The sequence below is a fragment of the Kiloniella majae genome (assembly GCF_002118315.1).
GTDB lineage: Bacteria > Pseudomonadota > Alphaproteobacteria > Kiloniellales > Kiloniellaceae > Kiloniella > Kiloniella majae.
In genome coordinates this window covers 249,208-270,415 of the sequence record NZ_MTSZ01000003.1, presented here as the reverse complement: position 1 = coordinate 270,415, position 21,208 = coordinate 249,208, and the positions used below count along the sequence as shown (strand labels likewise).

21 protein-coding genes are annotated in these 21,208 nt (G+C 46.4%); 10 read left to right on the top strand and 11 right to left on the bottom strand.

Annotation, left to right across the window (positions count from 1 at the left end; all coding sequences use genetic code 11):
• Positions 1–13 precede the first annotated feature (13 nt).
• Positions 14–763 (top strand): aminoacyl-tRNA hydrolase, encoded by a 750-nt coding sequence (gene pth, locus BKB51_RS10800; protein WP_085901106.1) that lies wholly within the window; start codon positions 14–16, stop codon positions 761–763.
• A gap of 92 nt (positions 764–855) precedes the next feature.
• A complete protein-coding gene (gene ychF, locus BKB51_RS10795; RefSeq protein ID WP_085901105.1) occupies positions 856–1,953 on the top strand; it encodes a redox-regulated ATPase YchF in 1,098 nt (365 codons plus the stop codon).
• A 91-nt stretch (positions 1,954–2,044) separates the two neighbouring features.
• On the opposite strand, the gene BKB51_RS10790 is transcribed toward ychF, so the two are convergent.
• The 5 genes from BKB51_RS10790 to petA all read right to left on the bottom strand — a co-directional run bounded on the left by BKB51_RS10790 (position 2,045) and on the right by petA (position 6,324).
• Positions 2,045–2,554, bottom strand: coding sequence for an HPP family protein (locus BKB51_RS10790; RefSeq protein WP_085901104.1), 510 nt, complete (start codon positions 2,552–2,554; stop codon positions 2,045–2,047).
• 182 nt (positions 2,555–2,736) lie between these two features.
• Complete coding sequence (locus BKB51_RS10785) at positions 2,737–3,606, bottom strand: VOC family protein (RefSeq protein WP_085901103.1); 870 nt, start codon at positions 3,604–3,606, stop codon at positions 2,737–2,739.
• A 166-nt stretch (positions 3,607–3,772) separates the two neighbouring features.
• Positions 3,773–4,531 (bottom strand): cytochrome c1, encoded by a 759-nt coding sequence (locus BKB51_RS10780; RefSeq protein ID WP_085901102.1) that lies wholly within the window; start codon positions 4,529–4,531, stop codon positions 3,773–3,775.
• Between the two features lie 14 nt (positions 4,532–4,545).
• Entirely contained in the window at positions 4,546–5,757 is a 1,212-nt protein-coding gene (locus BKB51_RS10775; RefSeq protein WP_047762376.1) for a cytochrome b, read from the bottom strand.
• 12 nt (positions 5,758–5,769) lie between these two features.
• A complete protein-coding gene (petA, locus tag BKB51_RS10770; RefSeq protein WP_085901101.1) occupies positions 5,770–6,324 on the bottom strand; it encodes a ubiquinol-cytochrome c reductase iron-sulfur subunit in 555 nt (184 codons plus the stop codon).
• Positions 6,325–6,646: 322 nt separating this feature from the next.
• Between petA and BKB51_RS10765 the strand changes: the two genes are divergently transcribed.
• From BKB51_RS10765 to BKB51_RS10755, 3 genes are all read left to right on the top strand, one after another.
• Positions 6,647–7,123 carry a tRNA (cytidine(34)-2'-O)-methyltransferase gene (locus tag BKB51_RS10765; protein WP_198946703.1) on the top strand — a complete coding sequence of 159 codons (477 nt, stop codon included), beginning with the start codon at positions 6,647–6,649 and terminating at the stop codon, positions 7,121–7,123.
• A gap of 48 nt (positions 7,124–7,171) precedes the next feature.
• Positions 7,172–8,071, top strand: a complete 900-nt coding sequence (gene hemF, locus BKB51_RS10760; protein WP_085901099.1) for an oxygen-dependent coproporphyrinogen oxidase — start codon at positions 7,172–7,174, stop codon at positions 8,069–8,071.
• Between the two features lie 65 nt (positions 8,072–8,136).
• A complete protein-coding gene (locus BKB51_RS10755) occupies positions 8,137–8,673 on the top strand; it encodes a GNAT family N-acetyltransferase (RefSeq protein ID WP_085901098.1) in 537 nt (178 codons plus the stop codon).
• A gap of 6 nt (positions 8,674–8,679) precedes the next feature.
• Here BKB51_RS10755 and BKB51_RS10750 read toward each other — a convergent pair whose 3' ends face one another.
• Genes BKB51_RS10750 through BKB51_RS10735 form a run of 4 tightly spaced genes read right to left on the bottom strand, consistent with a single transcriptional unit; the run spans position 8,680 to position 11,442 of the window.
• On the bottom strand, positions 8,680–9,900 hold the full coding sequence (locus tag BKB51_RS10750) for a CCA tRNA nucleotidyltransferase (protein WP_085901097.1): 1,221 nt from the start codon (positions 9,898–9,900) through the stop codon (positions 8,680–8,682).
• On the bottom strand, positions 9,897–10,190 hold the full coding sequence (locus tag BKB51_RS10745; protein WP_085901096.1) for a hypothetical protein: 294 nt from the start codon (positions 10,188–10,190) through the stop codon (positions 9,897–9,899). Before BKB51_RS10745 ends, BKB51_RS10750 begins: the two co-directional genes overlap by 4 nt.
• Positions 10,191–10,196: 6 nt before the next feature.
• A complete protein-coding gene (locus tag BKB51_RS10740) occupies positions 10,197–10,865 on the bottom strand; it encodes a CoA pyrophosphatase (RefSeq protein ID WP_085901095.1) in 669 nt (222 codons plus the stop codon).
• 49 nt (positions 10,866–10,914) lie between these two features.
• Positions 10,915–11,442, bottom strand: a complete 528-nt coding sequence (locus BKB51_RS10735) for a DUF1285 domain-containing protein (protein ID WP_085901094.1) — start codon at positions 11,440–11,442, stop codon at positions 10,915–10,917.
• A 281-nt stretch (positions 11,443–11,723) separates the two neighbouring features.
• On the opposite strand from BKB51_RS10735, the gene BKB51_RS10730 reads away from it, so the two are divergent.
• Genes BKB51_RS10730 through BKB51_RS10715 form a run of 4 tightly spaced genes read left to right on the top strand, consistent with a single transcriptional unit; the run spans position 11,724 to position 18,605 of the window.
• Positions 11,724–12,737, top strand: a complete 1,014-nt coding sequence (locus BKB51_RS10730; protein ID WP_085901093.1) for an AAA family ATPase — start codon at positions 11,724–11,726, stop codon at positions 12,735–12,737.
• A gap of 9 nt (positions 12,738–12,746) precedes the next feature.
• The gene (locus tag BKB51_RS10725) at positions 12,747–13,790 is read left to right on the top strand and encodes a DUF58 domain-containing protein (RefSeq protein ID WP_085901092.1); all 1,044 of its coding nucleotides are present in this window, start codon (positions 12,747–12,749) and stop codon (positions 13,788–13,790) included.
• Positions 13,783–16,542, top strand: coding sequence for a DUF4159 domain-containing protein (locus BKB51_RS10720; RefSeq protein ID WP_085901091.1), 2,760 nt, complete (start codon positions 13,783–13,785; stop codon positions 16,540–16,542). Before BKB51_RS10725 ends, BKB51_RS10720 begins: the two co-directional genes overlap by 8 nt.
• Complete coding sequence (locus tag BKB51_RS10715) at positions 16,539–18,605, top strand: hypothetical protein (RefSeq protein ID WP_085901090.1); 2,067 nt, start codon at positions 16,539–16,541, stop codon at positions 18,603–18,605. The genes BKB51_RS10720 and BKB51_RS10715 overlap by 4 nt, the downstream gene beginning before the upstream one ends.
• Here the strand turns inward: BKB51_RS10715 and BKB51_RS10710 are convergent.
• Complete coding sequence (locus tag BKB51_RS10710; protein WP_085901089.1) at positions 18,602–19,138, bottom strand: GNAT family N-acetyltransferase; 537 nt, start codon at positions 19,136–19,138, stop codon at positions 18,602–18,604. The genes BKB51_RS10715 and BKB51_RS10710 overlap by 4 nt on opposite strands.
• Before the next feature lie 347 nt (positions 19,139–19,485).
• The gene (locus BKB51_RS10705) at positions 19,486–20,370 is read right to left on the bottom strand and encodes a LysR family transcriptional regulator (protein WP_085901088.1); all 885 of its coding nucleotides are present in this window, start codon (positions 20,368–20,370) and stop codon (positions 19,486–19,488) included.
• A gap of 125 nt (positions 20,371–20,495) precedes the next feature.
• Between BKB51_RS10705 and BKB51_RS10700 the strand changes: the two genes are divergently transcribed.
• The gene (locus tag BKB51_RS10700; RefSeq protein ID WP_085901087.1) at positions 20,496–21,206 is read left to right on the top strand and encodes a pirin family protein; all 711 of its coding nucleotides are present in this window, start codon (positions 20,496–20,498) and stop codon (positions 21,204–21,206) included.
• Positions 21,207–21,208: the final 2 nt, after the last annotated feature.

Here is a 21,208-nt window from a genome sequence, read left to right as displayed (position 1 = left end):
GAGGTAAACTGACATGCTATTGTTTGTAGGTCTCGGTAATCCAGGTCAAAAGTACGAGAATAACCGACACAACATCGGTTTTATGGCGGTGGACGATATTGTCCACCGCCATAATTTTTCGCCCTGGCGTTCTCGTTTTCAAGGCAAGACTTCTGAAGGCAGGATCGGTTCTGAAAAAATCTTGGTCCTCAAACCAGAAACGTATATGAACGAATCTGGTCGGGCCGTTGGTGAAGCAATTCGCTTTTTCAAAATTGACCCCGAAGATATTTTTGTCTTTTATGACGAACTTGATCTTGCTCCCGGTAAGCTCCGCATCAAAAAAGCTGGCGGGTCCGGTGGTCATAATGGCATCAAATCCATTGATGCTCATATCGGTAAAGACTACTGGCGCTTGCGTATGGGCATTGGTCATCCCGGACACAAAGAACGCGTGACTGGTCATGTACTCGGTGACTTCTCAAAGACTGATCAGGATTGGCTCGGAAAAGAAATCGATGCTATTTCCCGACACATAGATCTTCTTGTAAAGAACGATACTCCAGGCTTTATGTCTAAAGTTGCTCAGGACGTTGCACCACCGAAGCAAAAGAAATCCCCGGTACAAAAAGTATCCCCAGAAGTGTCCAAAAGTGACAAAAATACTTCTAAAGTAGCAAAGCCAGAAGCAACCAAAGCTGAAGCCAACGTCAAAAATAGCAAAGACGGATGGCAATCGACCTTGGCGAACTGGTTCAGTAATAGTAAAACCCCCCAAGATTAATGATACTTTTAGTCATTGGCTGATTAAATAACCAACTGTTCTCGGCATCGCACACCATGCTTTCATGAGAACCACAGTGAAAGGGAATACCTATGGGTTTCAACTGCGGCATCGTCGGCTTGCCGAACGTAGGCAAATCCACTCTTTTCAATGCGCTGACTGAAACAGCAGCAGCAGAAGCGGCCAACTATCCTTTCTGCACTATCGAACCAAACGTCGGTCGGGTTGCAGTACCGGACCCCCGTCTGGATAAGATTGCAGCCATTGCAAGTTCCCAAAAGATCATTCCAACACAGCTTGAGTTTGTTGATATTGCTGGGTTGGTTCGTGGTGCATCCAAAGGCGAAGGCATGGGGAACGAGTTTCTTGGTAACATTCGTTCCGTTGATGCCATTGTCCACGTCCTACGCTGCTTTGACGGCGAAGTAACCCACGTTGACGGATCAGTTGATCCAGTACGGGATGCCGAAACAGTCGAGACAGAGCTTCTTATCGCAGATCTAGAATCTGTTGAAAAACAGATCACTTCGAATGCAAAACGAGCAAAAGGCGGCGACAAAGAAGCCAAAGCCAAGCTTGAAGTTTTGAACATTGTTGTCGAAGTCCTTCAAGAAGGAAAACCAGCAAGAACCGCAGATATCTCTTCCGATCAGCGCGACACATACAATCAACTTCAGTTGCTGACAGCAAAACCAGTCCTCTATGTAGCAAACGTTGAAGAAGAAAATGCAGCAACCGGAAATGATTATTCCAAGAAAGTAGAAGAAATGGCCACTGCCTCTGGCGGTGTGAGCGTTATTATTTCTGCAGCAATCGAAGCAGAAGTTGCTTCCCTTTCTGATCCAGAGGAAAAATCCGAATTTCTTGCAGACCTGGGATTGGAAGAAACGGGGCTGAAAAGAATTATCGCGGCAGGTTACGGCCTTCTGGGGCTACTCACCTTCTTTACTGTTGGCCCCAAAGAAGCACGGGCTTGGACTGTGGTCGAAGGATCAACAGCACCTAATGCAGCGGGCGCCATTCACACGGATTTTGAACGTGGTTTTATTCGTGCCGAAACCATTGCCTACGATGATTACATCGAATGCAATGGGGAACAGGGCGCGAAAGATGCGGGAAAAATGCGTGCAGAAGGAAAAGAATACATCGCAAAAGACGGGGATATTTTCCACTTCCGCTTCAACGTATAGAAACGAATTAATAAAAGGCGGTACAAGATACCGCCTTTTTTGTGCCTGCTAGCCGAGTCAACCTTGCTTCAGAAGAATGACTTTCAAACAGCTACCAGTACTCTGGGTAAGAGCGATTTCTGGACAAGTTGTTCGTTATCAACCCCACACACAAGATAACAAGCGCCCCACTGAAAACAGGCGTAAAGATAAAAGTCCAATCCGCCCCTTCGAGCATAATCACAAGCGGTGTTGCCCCAGCCGGTGCATGAAGCGTTCGCGTTAACTGCATCAAAGCAATTGTCGTTGCAACGGCCACTCCCAATGCAAACCAGTTTACGCCAAGGGTCTCCAAGGCCAGTAAACCAACCAATGCTGCAATCAGATGACCAAGGACAAGACTACGTGGTTGCGCCAAAGGACTGTTAGGTACACCGAAAACCAGTACACAGCTCGCCCCGAAAGGTGCCATGAAGAAAGGCGCACCAGCTTGATCAGATAACCAGGCAATAGCCCCAATCGCCACTAAAGCACCTAACCAACTCCACCAGATATGACTTGCACTGGGAACAGCAGGAACAGCAGTTCCTTTTCCCAAATACTTCGTGAGATAATTTTTCATCCTATAGTCCCAATACTTGTATCCAGTTTGCAGACATTAGATGACATAAGATAAATATACTGATCGTTCTATTTTTATATTACGATCTTATCATCAGCTTTATGAATTGGATCGCCCAGCAGTATCCCCAGTAACATCCCCAACAGCATATATGATTTTAACTTCAATCATCTTTCTGGGCATCAATCTTTCTGGGCATCAAAAGTCACAATCACACCGCAGGCATCGTTTTCCTGCACCCTGATGCGTGAATCACCTTCTCTTTGGTAGCTAACGCGGTATTGATCAAAATAGGCCTGTGTGGCGTTTAAATCCTTCGCCCATAGATGAAAGGCAATCATATAGCTATCAATGCCAGAATCTTTAACTTCAATTCCCGGATAGAAACGGTTGGCATCTTCAGGGGCAATAAAGCGTAAAACCTGTTTTCTATCACTGACCAGAACATCAATACATCCATCAGCGACGATAACAGCGTCTTCACCAAAGAATTCCGAATATTTGGTAATAACGTCACTTGGGTTTTCCGTAACATAAACCACGCGCCTGATCCCACAGGCACCATTGGCATGGTCAAGCCACTGCTTTTGCCACACGACGTCCGGTGTTTTATGATCGCAGACAAAAGAAGAGATCTTGGGACTTACCTGACGATCATATCGCAAAAGCTCAAAAGCGGGCATCACATCACCATGCTCAAGCTCAAGAATGCGCTTCAAATCTTTTGGACCATCAATGGGAACACTCATCTCTTGCAGGCAAGCCGCTGTCTGACCGATATCCTCACTCCTGAACGCAAGTCCAAGTCCGCCCTGTCCGGTTTCAAGGAAAACATCCAGTCCATTGGTATCCTGACTTTTGTCCACGATACCTATTAGCTCCAGGTAGTCATTAGGGAACATAATGCAGTAGTTCGCTGTCCCCCAACCAATATGACGTCCTCGGGGTGTTAAGCGAAACCCAAGGCGAAGATAGTGATGGCGCGCTTCTTCCAGTTGCTGCACACCAATCAAAAGATGATCAATCCCCTTGAGAGACGAATTGAAAAGCATTCAATTTTCCTTTGATAATATTCGGCAGTTACAGACTACCTTATCCAGAAGGATATGGTAATCCCTCATCTCCACCAGATATAATCAACACAATAACTTCCTCGGAAATGACATAAAAAAAGGCTGCTCAGTTTGAGCAGCCTTTTTCAGTAACCAAGAAAGTATCTTAGTGAACTTTAGCAAATACCTTACGCTTTGCAGCATACATAACCAGTGTAAAGATGATCAGGAAGATCATAACTTTCACGCCTGTATTTTTACGCGCTTCAAGCTTCGGTTCTGCGGCCCACATCATGAAGTGGCTAACATCAGCAGCCATTTGATCAACAGTTGCGGCAGTGCCATCACCATATTCAACAGAATCTTCTGAAAGTGGCGGCGCCATTGCAATCAGATGTCCTGGGAAATATTTGTTGTAGCTCAGATCACCAGTCTCAAAACCTTCTGGCGCATCTTCGTAGCCAGTCAACAGAGCACGAACAAAGCTTGGACCACCAACACGCGCTTTCGCCATTAGCGAAAGATCAGGTGGCGCTTTACCGCCATTTGAAGCAGCCGCAGCTTTTTCGTTGGGGAATGGCGATGGGAAATAATCGGACGCAATAGCATTGCGCTCAAACATTTCACCTTCATCATTCGGGCCGTCTTCAACTGTATACTCAGACGCAATAGCTTTGATCTCATCAACATTATATCCGAGATCAGCCAAGTTACGAAAAGCAATCAGATCAAGTGAGTGACATCCAGAGCAAACTTCTTTGTAAACTTGAAATCCGCGTTGCAGCGAAGCTTTGTCATAGGTGCCAAAAACACCGTCAAAACTCCATTCATAGTCTGGTAAAGGAACAGCATCGCCTGCCGCATTAGCAGGTACTGTTGCAAAGCCAAGGGCCGCAGCAAAGAGGCCAGACAGAATTTTCTTCATTAGTCGTTCCTCTCTCAAGATTTCAATACAGCTTCATGGATAGAGCTTGGTAATTCACGCGGACGTTCAATCATCGGCAGAATAACAGGAAGCAATATCAAGAAGTGGAAGAAGTAGTATGCAGTCGCGATCTGACTTGCAACAACGTACCAACCTTCGGCTGGCTTACCGCCAAGATACCCAAGGAAAAGGCCGTTAAGAAGGAAGATCCAGAAGAAGACCCGAGCAACAGGACGGAACTTACAGCTGCGAATTTTTGAACGATCCAGCCACGGCAGAACAAACAGAACGGCAATAGCCCCGAACATGGCAAGAACGCCACCAAGCTTGTCTGGAACCGCACGCAAAATTGCATAGAAAGGCAGGAAGTACCATTCAGGAACAATATGTGCAGGTGTCGATAGCGGGTTCGCAGGAATGTAGTTATCTGGGTGCCCCATATAGTTTGGTGCCCAGAATAAGAACCCGGCAAACAGTATCAAGAAAACACCAAGACCAAACAGATCCTTAATGGTGTAATAAGGCTGGAATGTCAGGCTGTCCTGAGGACCTTTCATATCGATACCAAGCGGGTTGTTCGATGTCACAGTGTGGAGAGCCACAATGTGAAGAACAACAACAGCAACGATAATGAATGGCAGTAGATAGTGCAGCGCAAAGAAACGATTCAGTGTTGGGTTATCAACAGAGAAACCACCCCAAAGCCAGGTAACAATGCTCTCACCAACCACCGGAATGGCTGAGAAAAGGTTCGTAATAACCGTTGCACCCCAGAAGCTCATTTGGCCCCATGGAAGAACGTATCCCATAAACGCAGTTGCCATCATCAACAGGAAGATAACAACACCCAGCTGCCAAAGAAGCTCACGTGGTGCTTTGTAAGATCCGTAGTACAGCCCACGCATAATGTGGATGTAAACAGCAATGAAGAAGAATGATGCCATGTTCATGTGGATATAACGGATCAACCATCCGTTATTCACATCACGCATGATACGTTCAACTGAATTGAAAGCCATATCAACATGTGGCGTATATTGCATCGCAAGAATGATGCCCGTTACGATCATTGTTACCAGAGCAAATCCGGCAAGCGATCCAAAGTTCCAAAGATAGTTCAGGTTCTTTGGCATTGGATATTCGTAAAGGGTGTGGTGTCCCATAGAGATTAGAGGCAGACGATCCTCAACCCACTGGACGACTTTATTATTCGTTTTAAAACTCATGACCTGTTCCCCCTAGCCGATCTTGATAGAGTTGTCAGTCAAGAAGACATAAGGTGGCACTTCCAGGTTTTTCGGAGCCGGTCCCTTACGAATACGTCCGGATGTATCATAGTGCGAACCATGGCAAGGACAGAACCATCCGCCATAATCACCCCGTGATTCACCAGTCTTCTGACCCAATGGAACACATCCAAGGTGTGTACAAACACCAACAAGGATGAGCCACTCAGGTTTTTCAACACGATCATCATCAGTTTGAGGATCAGGAAGATCAGCCAGCGGAGTTTCCTCTGCAATAGCGATCTCTTCAGCTCCACGACGTCTGATAAACACAGGTTTACCGCGCCAAGTAATAGTCACGGACTGACCTTCTTCGATCGGTGACAAATCTACCTCGGTAGAAGATAGAGCCAGAACATCAGCCGAAGGATTCATAGAATCGATCATCGGCCATATTGCACCAGCAGCCCCGACAACGGTCATAGCCCCGGCCGTCAGGTACAGAAATTCACGCCGGGTCTCACCGGACCCTTGGGCGGAATTTTCAGGATTCGCGCCGTCTGCCATTTGTGTAATCCCTATTTTCATCTCTCAAGCGTACAACTCTAGAACAAAGAGCTGCGATACGATACAGGATTTTTGGGCCATTGCCCTTGCCTAACCCTAATTGCGTCCCCATCTAAGCATCGCTGGATGCAAGAACGGATGTGACATCCTGTCGCACTTAGGACTAGTCCTATATTTAGTGACAGGGATATAAAGGATTTGTCATAGAAAGGCAAAGACTCTAAGTGTGAGTCGGACAGGAAAATAACGTTTTTTCCGTCACTTCCGTATTTATGAGCCACATTGGTGGCTAAATTATTACCTCATTTTAGAGATGAACAGCATGCGTCTTGCTCTTTACCAACCGGATATACCGCAAAACACAGGAACAATACTTCGAATGGCTGCCTGTCTTGATGTTGCAGTCGACATTATTGAACCCTGTGGTTTTGTTCTTAACGACAAACGCATGAAACGATCAGGCATGGATTATCTGGATCAAACAGAGCTTGTTCGCCACACGTCATGGGATACTTTTAACAACAATCGGCTGGAAAGCGCTCGACCAAAACGCCTAATTCTGCTTTCAACCAAAGCCACCGAAACCTATATAGATTTTAGCTTTGAACCCAACGACATACTTATGGTTGGCAGAGAATCAGCCGGTGTCCCCCACGATGTTCATCAGGCTGTCGATCATTCCGTACTTATCCCAATGGCAACTGGTGTTCGTTCGCTGAACATTGCGGTATCTGCCGCTATGGTTCTTGGCGAGGCACTGCGACAGACAGGTGGATTTCCTGTCCCAAGCACCGTATAACGTTGTATATTACCCCACCCTAGAACACCGTAACCTCACGAGTAACAGATGTACCAGCGGCAAGATCCGACAAGCCCTTTTCCAAATCACGGCGCCCCAGACGACCATAAAGAACAGGCACAACGCTGGTTCAGACAACTCCGGGACAGCATATGTGCCGAATTTGAGCGGCTGGAAGATGAACTTTCCGGTACTGTACTGGCAAAACTAAGCGAACCTGCTGCAGGTCGCTTTGAGCGAAAACAGTGGGATCGTGACGGCGGAGGTGGTGGTGAAATGTCCATCATGCGAGGGCGTGTATTCGAAAAGGTAGGCGTTAATATATCCACCGTCATGGGCGAATTCAGTGAAGAGTTCTCCAAACGCATTCCCGGCGCAGACAAAGATCCTCGTTTCTGGGCCAGCGGTATATCCCTCGTTGCCCACATGCATTCCCCACTTGTACCCGCAGTGCACATGAATACGCGCCATATTGTTACGACAACCAGTTGGTTTGGCGGCGGTGGCGATTTGAATCCCATGTATCCTGTTGACCAGGACACCCATGATTTCCATCGGGCCTACAAAGATGCCTGTGACAAACACAATCCGGGCTTCTTCCCAGTCTTCAAGGAATGGTGTGATGAATATTTCTATATTCCCCACCGCAACGAAGCCCGCGGTGTCGGCGGTATTTTTTATGATTACCTGAATACTGGTAACTGGAACGCCGATTTCGCCTTCACTCAGGATGTCGGCAGAGCGTTTTTGGATATCTACCCCCAGATCGTGCGCCGCCACATGCACAAAGACTGGAACGACGAGCAACGGAAACATCAGCTTTTCCGCCGCGGACGCTATGCAGAATTCAACCTGCTCTATGATCGCGGCACTATGTTCGGCCTCAAGACTGGGGGAAATGTCGAAGCAATCCTTATGTCCATGCCGCCGGAAGCAGCCTGGCCCTAACCCCGCCAGATGGACGACAGAAAGACAATCCGATAGATAGATAAAACCATCCAAGGACCTGTATTATGCCCGCGGCACAGCAAAAGATTATATTGGAAACGGATCGCCTGATCATCAGGGAACTTGGCGAGGCCGACGCCCCGTTTATTTTACGTCTTTTGAATGATCCTGCCTTCATTAAAAACATCGTCGACAAAGAAGTCAGAACACTTGATCAGGCCTGTGAATATATTAACTCTGGCCCTGTCAGCAGCTATCGTAAAAACGGTTTTGGCCTATACGCTGTTATAGTGAAAGAAGGCAAAGCTTCGATTGGCATGTGTGGACTGGTTAAGCGCGACGGGCTGGACGATCCCGATATTGGGTACGCCTTACTGCCAGAATATTGTTCAAAAGGATACGCTGCCGAGGCCGCAGACGCCGTTCTCAAATACGGCCACAATCAGCTCGGACTCAATAAAATCGTCGGTATCGTGAATCCCGATAATGTTGGGTCCGCCAAACTTCTTGAGAAAATTGGCCTCGTGTTTGAAAAAATGATCAAGGTGTCTGAAGATCTCCCCGAAACGAAGTATTATGTTTCCAGAAAGACCAGCAAATAACAGCGCCTAAATCTTCAAGGCATAATCCAAGCATTGTTCCTGATCAGGTTTAAACGACTGCTCAATCCACCAGTTTTCTGTTGCCTTGAGAAGCCGTCCCATTTTAGGTCCTGGCTCGACACCGGATTGAATAAGGTCCCGTCCTTGGAGCGGGAAGAACACAGGACGCCACTCTTCTATAGTCTTTGCACGTGAGCAGGCATTTTCATCACTAAAATTAACTCCATCCCTTGCCATTTGTAGCCGAAGGAGATCGGAAACCAAACCAGCGCCAATACGATAGAGCGCTTCTTTAAACAGCATTTCTTCCGTTGAAGAATCAATTTCATACTCTGGCTTTATCAAAGAGAGAAAATGCTGTTTTTCGGCCGTTGAAAAGCGTAACCGATCAGGAATGGTGACTTTTTCGTTGGCTTTCCCACCCTCAAGCAAAGCAATCAAACGGACAAGAGGATCCCTTCGTCCTTCCAGCGATATAAACGCGGCCAAACAGTCAACTGAACGAACTTCGGGCAGGAAGGAAGAAAAAATCTGATTTTCCTGCATAGTCCTCAAGACGGGCAACGGGTTCGGGGCCGACAGAAGTTTCATCAATTCGCTATGAATACGTTCTGCAGACAAGCCTTTCAACATATGGGTTTTTGCTTTGGCTGCGGATACTCCCTCCTGATCAAAAACGTCAGTGCCATACCAAGCCTGAAACCGGAAGAACCGTAATAGTCGAAGAGCATCCTCTTCGATACGTGTTTCCGCATCGCCAACAAAGCGGACGCGATGTTCCCTGAGATCCTCAACGCCGCCAAAGGGGTCAAACACAGTCCCATCAAGACGACAGGACAGCGCATTCATCGTCAAATCCCGTCGGGCAGCATCTTCTTCCCAATTATCTGTATAGGTCACCGTTGCATGGCGACCATCGGTTTCCACGTCCAACCGCAATGTTGTGATTTCAAAAACCTGATGATTGCATACGGCTGTTATCGTTCCATGATCCAACCCGGTTGGTATAGCTTTGATCTTACCGGCTTCTAGCAACTTAATAACAGTTTCGGGGTGATCCGGCGTCGCGATATCAATATCCTTGATTTCACGCCCAAGCATTGCATCGCGCACACATCCACCGACAAACCGAACATCTTGCCCTTGAGGCGACAGGGCCTCAATTACACGCTGAGTTTCCTCTGCCAACATCCATGGCTGGCTTTCTAACCGATAAGTCGTCGTCATGAATCAGTGTCAGTATTTTCCAGAACTTTTGGTTGGTAACTCGGGGACACAAGACTATCCCCCGGCGCAGGACCAGAGTTTGAAAAATAGACTCCCATCGCAATTCCGGCCATGACAACGCCACTTAAAAACAACCAAGCCCAAGGTCCTCGTTCGACCCAGGGTAAATCTTCTTCGCGCATTTCCCCATCGGCTTCAGAACGAGATCTTCGGGTAACAAGGTAATAGGCAAAATAGAGAGCAAACGGCAACAAAATTGGCAGAAGAATTAGAAGTAATCTGGTCAGCATCCGTTGTTATTCCCCATTACAAGTTACATCGTTATCAGAGATATTATTATCTCGGTTCAGGCTTAAAACTTCGCACAGATTAACCAGCATGCCCGCTGTTGCACCCCAGATAAAATAATCATTAAAAGGAAAGGCATAATAATATCGTCGATACCCTTCAAACTCCCGAAAGTGTCGCTGACGACTGCCCGGTTTTAAAAAGAAGTTCAAAGGGACTTCGAAAACTTCGGCGACTTCAAAGCTGTCAGGTTCGACAGGAAAAGGTGGTTTTATTAGCCCAACAACAGGCGTAATCACAAATCCTGTGCGAGTTACATAGGTATCCAGTTCGCCAATAATGCTGACATGTTTTCGGGGAAGACCAACTTCTTCTTCCAATTCTCGTAAGGCAGTATCACAATGATTTCTGTCCGTTGGGTCAACACGCCCACCGGGGAAACTAACCTGGCCCGCATGATCATGAAGATGATCTGTTCGCTTGGTTAAAAGAACTGTGAAGCCATGCTCTCGCTCAACAAGGGGAACAACAACAGCCGCAGGCGTTTTATTACGTGTCGGATCAAAAAAACCCGGATTCAAATCGTGATCACCGCGCAGAGTATCTTGCTCAGATAGTTCCGTTTTTTGTTGCGCAAAAACCTGCGTTAACCTTTGAGATGTCCAATTAAACCCCACGCTTTTATAACACCCCTTTTCCTATAAATTTCGCTTAGTTTGCACCCGATTACTCAAGATCACCCAACACATGAAAAATTCCGGAACTCCATACCCCGGCCTTGTCATCTTTTACTTCGGCCAAATCCATCAGTTGATAATAAACAGACCGCACAATACGAGCCTCAAGACCTTGCCTCACCAATATATAGGGTAAGGGTTCATCACTTTCATCTTTAAAATCAATTCGAATCGGATGATCCTTATCAAGATCAGTCCATTGATCCATATTATTGCGAAAGGAAAGAACCTGTTCTTGCCCCTGCCCCGTGTTTTTTAACTCCACAACTGTAAAAGGAACGTCCTCGACAACAATTTGTGCCCTTTCTACAGGCGTGACCAACCAATAATCGCCAGCATCGTCACGTTGAAGCACTGTTGAAAACAATCGTGCCAGCGCTTTTCGTTCAATTTCACGCCCCTCGTGATACCAGGTACCATGACGATCAATGCGCATATCAACATCGCTCGTTATCGGCAGTTTACGAGCCGCTTCTGCTAAATCATCTTTTTTTGATGTGTCCTGACAATCTGTCATCTTTTTATGGCCCTATTAGCATGTGATCACTGTTGATTGATCGGATATCGCTATGCAAACGCACGTTTTATGTTCATTATAACCAATGTGTTAACCAACATGTCAAAGAACTGATGTATACTACCACAGGATATATCTAAACAACGGCCCCAGTTAGAGGTCATGTTACAGGACCCCGTTACAGGCAAAAGAAAACAGTTACGTACGATAAAAACGGTCAAAGACATAAGCCAACTACTTAGACAGAAACATTAAAAGTTACGTCAAAAAGAGGAAGCAAAATGGACACTACGGATAGAAATCCGAGTACTACATTATCCGAAGACCTAACCTTACAGGCAGATCAACTCTGCACCCGCCTTGCACAACTTAACAACAATCTGGGAAAAGTCGTCTTCGGACAAGAAGACGTGATTGAACAGGTCCTAATCACACTACTGGCTGGTGGGCACGGCCTCTTGGTTGGTGCCCCCGGTTTGGCAAAAACCCGCCTGGTGGAAAATCTGGGCATTGTGTTTGGCCTACAGGAAAAACGTATCCAATGTACCCCGGACTTGATGCCATCAGATATTATCGGTGCAGAGGTTTTGGAAGAAGACGACGATGGTCGACGATCTTTCCGCTTTATTCAAGGGCCTGTTTTTTCTCAACTTTTGATGGCCGATGAAATCAATCGTGCAAGCCCCAGAACACAGTCTGCTCTGTTGCAGGCAATGCAGGAACATACTGTCACCGTTGCGGGGCAGAGCCACAAACTACCAGAACCCTTTCACGTTTTAGCAACGCAGAATCCTCTTGAACAAGAAGGCACCTACCCGCTCCCAGAGGCTCAGCTTGATAGATTTCTTTTAGAGATTTATGTCGGATATCCCGACAGAGAAGCTGAAAAACAAATGCTTCTCGCCACAACCGGAACAAACGAACCCGAAGCTGAGGGAATTTTAACCGCACGGGAACTTCTGGCGGCACAAAAGCTGGTCAGAGAAATTCCAGTCGGTGAAGATGTACTAGAGGGCATACTCTCACTGGTTCGAAGTGGTCGCCCTGAAGAAACTGACGATGAATTCGTAAAGCAATTTGTTGCCTGGGGCCCCGGCCCCCGTGCCAGTCAAGCCTTGTTGATGGCAAGTAAAGCACGGTGTCTGCTCCAGGGTAGATTAAGCCCTTCACTGGACGATGTGGTTGCCTTGGCCGCCCCGGTATTACGGCACAGAATTCATCTGGACTTCACGGCAAGAGCCGAAGGCATCACCATACCAAAGATTATTAAACGCCTCGTCACCCCCTTGAACTAGAGGGTTAAGATGAATAAACGGACATCATTTATCAAAACTTCTGGCCTGAAAGTTTCTGGCCTGAAAACTTCTGACTTGGAAACTTCTTCAGAGAAGCTTTCGGCAACACTTCCTCCCCTTCTCATTGAAGCAGAGCGTGTTGCAGCAACCGTTTTTCAGGGAGCTCATGGAAGACGGCATGTCGGTCAAGGCGACGAATTCTGGCAGTATCGACACTATAGCCCGGGGGATTCTCCGCGAAAAATTGATTGGCGGCGTTCGGCTAAATCTGACCCCAATTCTGAAAATTCTGGTATATTCATTCGCCAAAAAGAATGGGAGTCGGCCCAAAGCCTGTGGCTCTGGAATAGCAATGGCCCCGGGATGAATTGGGCATCCGACAAAAACCTTGTCACCAAAAAACATCGGGCATCCGTCTTAAGTCTCGCACTGGCCCAGCTCTTGGTTCGTGGCGGCGAAAAAGTAGCGCTAGCCGGATCAGGGAGCTCTCCTTCGAACTCTCGAAAAAACCTCTACACCATTGCCCGACAATTGGAAAACCAGCAGCAGGAAGGTCAAATAACAGAAGACAATGACCAGGAAGTCCAACCTGCGGACTGTGAACTACCGCATGGGCATCGCTTTTCTCAACATTCTGCACTCGTTTGTTTTTCAGACTTTCTCGCCCCCCTTTCCGAACAAAAACAAATCTTTGCAAATCTTGCCCACAGAAACCTTCGGGTCTGGCTGGTTCAGGTCCTGGATCCTGCAGAAATGAATTTACCCTATGTCGGAAGAGTGAAGTTTCAACAACCAAACAGCGACAGAGAACTTCTACATTCTGATGTTGAATCCATACGTGATCTCTATATTGATCGCATCAGAGGCCATAACAAAGATCTCTCACGCCTCGTCAAGAAATGGGGGTGGAATCATATTCTTCATACAACCGATAAATCGCCGGAATCAACACTTCTAACACTCTACCGAAGTATCTCTGAACGCCAGAACACCTTTGTTCATACTCGAGAAGACAAACTGAGTGGAATGGATATGAGGAAAGGAGATGCTTAATTTAGGGGTCATAGGTTTTTTAAATCCATGGCTCTTGTTAGGCCTTTTAACTCTTCCTGTAGTCTGGCTTATCCTGCGTATCACGCCTCCCTCGCCGAAAAAAATTACCTTCCCCGCCTTACGACTTCTCTTCGGATTACAGGGGGCAACATCCAAGCCGGAAAAAACATCCTGGTGGCTTATTCTTCTTAGAATAATGATTTTGCTCATACTTATTCTGGCTTTGGCCGAACCGATCTATGCGCCGGTAAAAAGAACAGATACAGCTTATAACACATTGGTTCTTTTAGATAACGATTGGGCCTCTGCAGGTAGCTGGACCAAGCAACTAGCAACCTTACAATCTGTACTCGAACAGAATAAAGGCAGCAGCAAACAGATTGCTTTTCTCACCACGGCACAAGGCACAACCGGACATTATAATTTCTCTGGTTTTAAAAGGCCTGAAAATCTTTTGATCGACATAGAGCAATTATCCTCAATCCAAAGCTGGCAGTCAGATCCAAAGGATGCTTTAAAATCCATAGAACAAGAACTGGAGCGTTATCATCCTCTAAAAATTTTGTGGCTTTCCAATGGGCTACTTTCAACGCCAACTCCGGATGTGTCCACTGACATCTTTGATGTTTTTGCAACGTCAGAAATTTACCTTCCATCTAGCAGTGAACTCCCGTTATGGATAACAGGTGTAAAGCCCGAGAGCAGTGGATTAAAAGTATCAATTGCGCGCGGTTACAAAGGTCCGGAAAACGAAGAGAGAATAGCTGCCCTTTCGGAACAAAATGAAGTTCTCGCCACTGAAAAGATCGTTTTCGGGCAAGGAGAGATGGCCGTCTCAGCAACTTTGAACATGCCAAATGAGCTCTATAACAAAGCGCAAAAAGTAATTGTCGTTGGCAAAAATACCGCTGCAACAACCTACTTACTCGACCAAAGTAACTATCGTTTCCCGGTCGGCATTCTGACAGCAGCCGGACAGGAAGATAATAAATCTCTCCTTGGCGAACACTATTACCTTCAACGAGCTTTAAGTCTTTTCACAGATGTCCGATACGGATCTGTTAAAGAGCTCTTGTCTCGCGAGCTTTCTGCGGTTGTCGTAACAGATAAAGAAAGCATTCCGCCGGCGGATAGAGAAACGCTTAATAAATGGATTAATCAGGGCGGATTACTTCTACGGTTTTCCGGACCCAATCTGGCAGAAACAAGAGACAACTTTATCTCGGTCCCTCTTCGCAGTGGTTATCGGAACCTAGAAGGAAACTTAACCTGGGAACAACCACTTACCCTTGAAGCATTCGAGAAAGACAGTCCCTTTTTCGGTCTCCCTCAAAACCCGGAGATTACGGTATCGGGGCAACTCCTTGCGCAACCAACGCCTGAGCTGGACAGTCATACCTGGGCAAGACTTCAGGATGGCACCCCCCTAGTCACAGCTAATGATCAGGGCGATGGTATGATCGTTCTTGTGCACACCTCATCAAACACGCGCTGGTCAAACCTGGCTCTATCAGGATCTTTTGTCGATATCCTAAGGCGCATCTTACAGTTTGGACAAGGCGTGGGCGGCACAAACGCATCAGATAATAAAATACCAATTCATGATATTCTCGATGCCTATGGCAACCTTATCCCCATGGAAGATGCAGCCATTACATTGGATCTCTCTCGCGACAAGGGAACAACAGTTCAGGATATTGGTCCGCAAACACCTCCTGGATATTACGGGAGAGATAAAAGGCAAAAGGCCATAAATCTGGCAGGAAATTTAGCAAACATTCAGAAGAATAATTTTCAAGCCGACAGTCACCAAATCTATAACGCAAAAAAAGAAAGCCCGCTTCAGCTTCCGTTACTTTTCATCGCCCTTATTTTGTTCTTTTTTGATCAAGCTCTGACACTGTGGCTGAGGGGACTGTTTTCAAATATTGCCATTGGAAAACCTGTTACCGTTATTCTGGTTCTCTTTCTTCCCTTCACTTTGATATCTCCCCATAAAGTTACAGCTCAAGATCTCGAAGAGCCATTAGATAGCAAAGGTATTGAAGCAACCCTCAATACCTATCTTGCCTATATCATCACAGGGGATAATAAAGTCGATTCCGACAGCCATTCTGGTCTGGCCGGTCTCTCACTTCAATTGCACAGACGCACGGCCGTAGAGAACGTGAGAGTAACCGGCGTTGATTTGGACAGGGATCAAATATCGCCCTATCCCTTTCTCTATTGGCCGATCACTGCAATCCAGGAACCTTTGACCGCACGTGGAAAGCGTCGACTTAATGAATACATCAGCAACGGTGGCCTGATTTTATTTGATCTCCGAGAAGCGTCAAATACCTTGAACTCGGCCTTGGGTTCACAGGGTAATGCACAGTACCTGCAAATACTGACAGACGAAATTAATATCCCGCAGATGGAACCCGTTCCGGCAGGCCATGTCATAACGCGTTCCTTTTATCTTCTAGAAAGCTTTCCCGGTCGCAATAACAACCGCGATTTTTGGACAGAGAGCACTGATCCCTACCGAAATGACGGAGTGGCAAGAATATTAATTGGCTCAAACGATTGGTCCCGTGCCTGGGCCATCAATGAGCAAGGGCGTCCCCTTTATGCCATGGTACGCGGCGGCGAACGTCAACGCGAACTCGCTTATCGCTTTGGCATCAATCTCGTAATGTATGCCCTGACCGGGAACTACAAAGAAGATCAGGTTCACATTCCTCATATCCTAGAGAGGTTGGGCCAATGATCTCTAGCTACGGTATTGAATGGCAACCTCTGGTCCCCATGTGGATGATCTATATGATCATCAGTTTTGCATTAATTTCGCTGTTATCGCTCTTTTTCCTTAGGAGTAAAGGCGGAGAGTTCAGAGCAATTTTCCTTGCAATCGTTGCTGTTTTTCTGGCGAACCCCAGTCTCCACAAAGAAATCAGTGAAGCGTTACCTGAACTTGTTCTCGCCATTGTCGACAACAGTCCTTCTATGGACTATGGCGGGCGAAAAAGCCAAGCTGCAAATGCGCTGACCTCTTTACATGAACAGGTAAATCAACGTTCGGACCTGATCCTTAAAACCATTCAGATTAATGGTGATGCCGAAAACGGCACCAAACTATTCGATGACGTTTACCTGACAGCAGAAGAAAAAGAACGTCTGGCCGGTATCATTATTATCTCGGACGGGCAGATACACGACATTCCGACAGCACTAGAAGATACACAGTTTCCACAAGACATCCCTCTCCATCTATTTTTGGCCGGAGATCCCAGTAAAGGGGATCGCCGTATCGTCGTTGAACAGGCCCCTGCCTTTGGGATTATTGATCAGAAAACCGAACTAACCTTTAAAATCATTGACGAAAACATTAATGAGATCGGCGTACCTGCCGCCATCACGCTCAGGAAAAACGGAGAAACCATTGCAGAGTTTCAGGCTCCTATTAATCAGACCATTACCCACGAGCTAACTCTTGAGAATAGAGGTGAAGCAATCTTCGATATAACAGCCGAAGTTTTGAACGAAGAAATAACACCGATTAACAACCAAACTGTTTTTAGTGCAAACGGTGTCAGAGACAGACTGAAAGTTCTTTTGATATCGGGGGAACCCCACCCAGGAGAACGCGCGTGGCGAAATATTTTGAAAGAAGACCCGTCCGTTGACCTCATCCATTTCACCATCCTGCGCCATCCAACCAAACAAGATGGTACGCCGATCAGAGAACTTTCCCTGATTGCCTTCCCTATTCATGAACTCTTTGAGGTTAAACTGGCCGACTTCGATCTGATCATTTTTGATCAATACCAGCGCCAAGGGTTTCTCCCCAGCCACTATCTGACGAATATTGTTCGATATGTTAAACAGGGCGGTGCCTTGTTGGAGGTTGGCGGTCCCGGCTATGCCTCTCCGGCTTCGCTTTATAATACAGCTTTGGGCAGCATTCTTCCGGCTGAACCTTTAGGTAAAGTATCCGAACAAGCTTTCCAGCCCCTGATCACTCAATTGGGCTTGCGCCATCCTGTCACCGCACGCTTACCGAAAGCAAACCTTTCACAGGATGAAAAGCCTCGATGGGGACGTTGGTTCAGGCAGGTCGAAACAGATACGCTTGGTGGCTCAACTCTCATGACCGGCAATAGTCAACTACCCCTACTTATTCTGGATCATTACGAAGAAGGACGGGTAGCCCAAATCACCAGTGACCATATTTGGCTGTGGGGACGCAACATCGAAGGGGGCGGCCCACAAACAGAGTTAATACGACGTCTCGTTCACTGGCTTATGAAAGAACCCGAGTTGGAAGAAGAAACTTTAAAAGCCCAACTCAGAGATCAACAGCTCGCGATCACCCGGCAAACCATGTCAGAGGATGAAATTCCTTTGACGATAACAAGTCCATCCGGAAAAATAACCGAAACATCACTTCAGGCAGACACCCATGGCTACGCATTGACCAGAATAGAGGCCACAGAGCCCGGGCTCTATACGATTAATGATGGCTTCCATACTGTTGTCGCTCAACAGGCTCTCAGTGGCCCCGAGCATGAAAGAGTACGCGCAGATCCCTCTCTTTTAACACCGGTCATAGAAGCCAGTAATGGTGGCATCTACGCCCTTAATGAACTTAAGCCAAGACTTAGGTTGGTTCGCGGTAAAGGCTCTTTAGCTGGAAAAGAATGGGCCGGGTTGCTTGCACAAAAAGCCGAAAGGCTCGTTGGGTCGACGCGAAGCCCGCTATTCCCCCCTTGGATTTTCCTGTCCTTGTTGCTGTTAACAGCATTTGGCGCATGGTATCGTGAAGGTCGCTAAACTTTCTGTACGGCCTGAGTTTCACAAACATTTCCCCAAGGAGATATAAGACCTTTCGGAAGATCTGGAAAAACATCCCCTTGTAACGATAAAGCTTGAAACTTCTCTACGCTAACGGGAACCGGCATATCAAAACCCAGAGGTTTGGCGAGCTTAAAACCATATGGGGCATAATAAGGCTGCTCACCGACAACAAAACACAAACGGTATCCCATTTTTTTTGCCGCATTCAGCCCATGCGTTACCAAGGCCTTTCCAATACCCTTGCCTTGTAAATCTGGCTGTACAGCCAAAGGCCCCAAAAGCAGAGCCGTTTCATCCCCGACAAGTACAGGCCAAAAACGGAGTGTACCAAGTAGCTTGTCAGAAGAAGGGGATCGCACAGAAAAACTTAACCCTGGCACGGCAGATACATCTGCCCGAAAAGTGTACGAGGGACGAGATTTACGTTCCAGACCAAACGTTAGATCTAATAAAGCTTCAATCTGCGTTTCATCTGTAGCGTTCTGGAAGGTAATCGTATAGTCACACATCGTAGTTCCTGCATTAGTGCCAGCTCAAAGAGCCTGTACTTTTATTTCTCAAAGACATTGTTGCTAACTGCTGTCTTTGGGTAGTGCAGGTTGACCTGATATTCAGGTCGCTGAACAATCCATCACGACACACAGACTAACAGCCCAGCGAACAGAAGTTCGAGGGCAGGTGCGTCGTCGTCGGAGATGTTCACAACAGTTGGGCATTTAAATGACCAAACCTTAAATAACATGAATACGATTTATCTATCTTCGATATCACGATTTTTCTAACTGTCAAAGCAAGAAAATATCAGAACCATTTTTTTAAGAAGACTTCACCGCCGAATGAAGATGACAGATCAAAACTATTCCCCATAGTAATCTGCAATAAAATCAATAAATACCCGTGCCTTTGGCGGAAGGTTACGATTGATCGGATACACCACGTATATGGCATTGTCTGTATCTACATTCCAATCTGGCAATATTTTAACCACACGATTTTCTTTAATTGCGTCATGACAGATAAAGTCGGGCATGCAGGCAAAGCCTATTCCTTCTTGAACCGCAGAAAGAATAAAGTCACCATTATTGGCTGAGAGATCACTGGTTAAAGGAACAGTGACTGTTCCGTTCTCTCCGATCAGCTTCAATCCGGATACTCTGTTCAAGTTTGAATAGTGCAAAAAATTATACCCGGATAGTTCTGCCGGGATTACAGATGTATGCCCTTTTGCAAAATAGGACGGTGCAGCAATAATACTCATCCCACAATCAGATATTTTCTTCGCTATAAGACGGGAATCCATCAAGCGCCCAATGCGAATGCCAACATCAAAACCATCCTCAATCAGATCAACCATTTGATCATTAAGAACCAAATCTATCTCGATTTCAGGGAATTTCGTTCTAAAGTCCGCAAGCATTGGGGCCATACATTTAATCCCAAAAGACATCGGCGCATTGATTTTCAACAATCCTCTAGGTGTCGAAGACAGGCGTGAAACCGCATACTCTGCCTGCTCTGCAACATCCATAACCGCTTGGCATTTTTCAAAGAACAAGTTTCCCGCCTCAGTCAAAGAAAGGCGGCGTGTCGTCCTGTTCAATAAACGTATTCTCAAACGATCTTCAAGGCGGCTCACCTGTTTTGACACAGCGGATTTACTTATGCCCAATGCCTTGGCCGCAGCCGTAAAACTCTCATGCTCAACCACAGAGGCAAAAACAGCCATTTCATTCAAGTTCATCTGTTTCACTCACGCAGATTGTTTCCTATGAGAAACAATCTTGTTCTAATTTCACATATTATAATCTTAAAGTGACATAACTATCTTTAGCTGAATAGTCATTTTTAAGAATACAGGAGATCCTGATGATCGATATCAGACCCTTTAATAGTTTGGGCAGATTTCAAAATGAGTGGTTGAATGCCCGTTATCATTTCAGCTTTGCAAACTATATGAACCCAGATCGCACAGGCATCGGTCCTTTGTTGGTTTGGAATGATGATGAAATCCAACCCGGTGGCGGCTTTCCAATGCATGGGCACCGGAACATGGAAATCATAACCTATGTACGATACGGCGCAATTTCTCATGAAGATCATCTTTCCAACAAAGGAAAAACTCCTGCGGGTGATATACAGGTCATGACGGCTGGCAAAGGTATCCTTCATAGTGAATATAACCATGAAACAGAGATAACAGGCCTTTATCAAATCTGGATTCACCCATCAGAAACCTACCTCAAACCTCACTGGAACCAGAAGACTTTTTCCCAAGTTGATTACGCGGGCGCCTTTCTACCACTGGCATCCGGAGAGAAAAAACATCCCGATGCGTTGCCCATAAATCAAAATGCAACTCTTTACGGGACGCACCTGAAAGAAAATGAAGAGATAAGCCAACCCATAGAGAAAGACCGACTAGGCTACCTTGTGGTTTCAAAAGGTTCGATCGAACTCAATGGTCAGCAACTGAATGAGCGAGATGGCGCGATGATCGCGAACGAAGACAACTTAAACATCAAAGCCCTCGGGAACGCAGAGTTAATTTTTGCAGACCTGCCAGATACGGTTCAATAAGA

Excerpts from the sequence above, each read along its gene's own strand:
- BKB51_RS10700 (WP_085901087.1), top strand. The coding sequence starts at position 20,496 with ATGATCGATATCAGACCCTTTAATAGTTTGGGCAGATTTCAAAATGAG.
- petA (WP_085901101.1), bottom strand. The coding sequence starts at position 6,324 with ATGGCAGACGGCGCGAATCCTGAAAATTCCGCCCAAGGGTCCGGTGAG.
- BKB51_RS10750 (WP_085901097.1), bottom strand. The coding sequence starts at position 9,900 with ATGACGACGACTTATCGGTTAGAAAGCCAGCCATGGATGTTGGCAGAG.
- BKB51_RS10785 (WP_085901103.1), bottom strand. The coding sequence starts at position 3,606 with ATGCTTTTCAATTCGTCTCTCAAGGGGATTGATCATCTTTTGATTGGT.
- BKB51_RS10715 (WP_085901090.1), top strand. The coding sequence starts at position 16,539 with ATGATCTCTAGCTACGGTATTGAATGGCAACCTCTGGTCCCCATGTGG.
- BKB51_RS10720 (WP_085901091.1), top strand. The coding sequence starts at position 13,783 with ATGCTTAATTTAGGGGTCATAGGTTTTTTAAATCCATGGCTCTTGTTA.
- BKB51_RS10775 (WP_047762376.1), bottom strand. The coding sequence starts at position 5,757 with ATGAGTTTTAAAACGAATAATAAAGTCGTCCAGTGGGTTGAGGATCGT.
- BKB51_RS10745 (WP_085901096.1), bottom strand. The coding sequence starts at position 10,190 with ATGCTGACCAGATTACTTCTAATTCTTCTGCCAATTTTGTTGCCGTTT.
- hemF (WP_085901099.1), top strand. The coding sequence starts at position 7,172 with ATGTACCAGCGGCAAGATCCGACAAGCCCTTTTCCAAATCACGGCGCC.
- BKB51_RS10705 (WP_085901088.1), bottom strand. The coding sequence starts at position 20,370 with ATGAACTTGAATGAAATGGCTGTTTTTGCCTCTGTGGTTGAGCATGAG.
- BKB51_RS10725 (WP_085901092.1), top strand. The coding sequence starts at position 12,747 with ATGAATAAACGGACATCATTTATCAAAACTTCTGGCCTGAAAGTTTCT.
- BKB51_RS10780 (WP_085901102.1), bottom strand. The coding sequence starts at position 4,531 with ATGAAGAAAATTCTGTCTGGCCTCTTTGCTGCGGCCCTTGGCTTTGCA.
- BKB51_RS10730 (WP_085901093.1), top strand. The coding sequence starts at position 11,724 with ATGGACACTACGGATAGAAATCCGAGTACTACATTATCCGAAGACCTA.
- ychF (WP_085901105.1), top strand. The coding sequence starts at position 856 with ATGGGTTTCAACTGCGGCATCGTCGGCTTGCCGAACGTAGGCAAATCC.
- BKB51_RS10790 (WP_085901104.1), bottom strand. The coding sequence starts at position 2,554 with ATGAAAAATTATCTCACGAAGTATTTGGGAAAAGGAACTGCTGTTCCT.
- pth (WP_085901106.1), top strand. The coding sequence starts at position 14 with ATGCTATTGTTTGTAGGTCTCGGTAATCCAGGTCAAAAGTACGAGAAT.
- BKB51_RS10735 (WP_085901094.1), bottom strand. The coding sequence starts at position 11,442 with ATGACAGATTGTCAGGACACATCAAAAAAAGATGATTTAGCAGAAGCG.
- BKB51_RS10765 (WP_198946703.1), top strand. The coding sequence starts at position 6,647 with ATGCGTCTTGCTCTTTACCAACCGGATATACCGCAAAACACAGGAACA.
- BKB51_RS10755 (WP_085901098.1), top strand. The coding sequence starts at position 8,137 with ATGCCCGCGGCACAGCAAAAGATTATATTGGAAACGGATCGCCTGATC.
- BKB51_RS10710 (WP_085901089.1), bottom strand. The coding sequence starts at position 19,138 with ATGTGTGACTATACGATTACCTTCCAGAACGCTACAGATGAAACGCAG.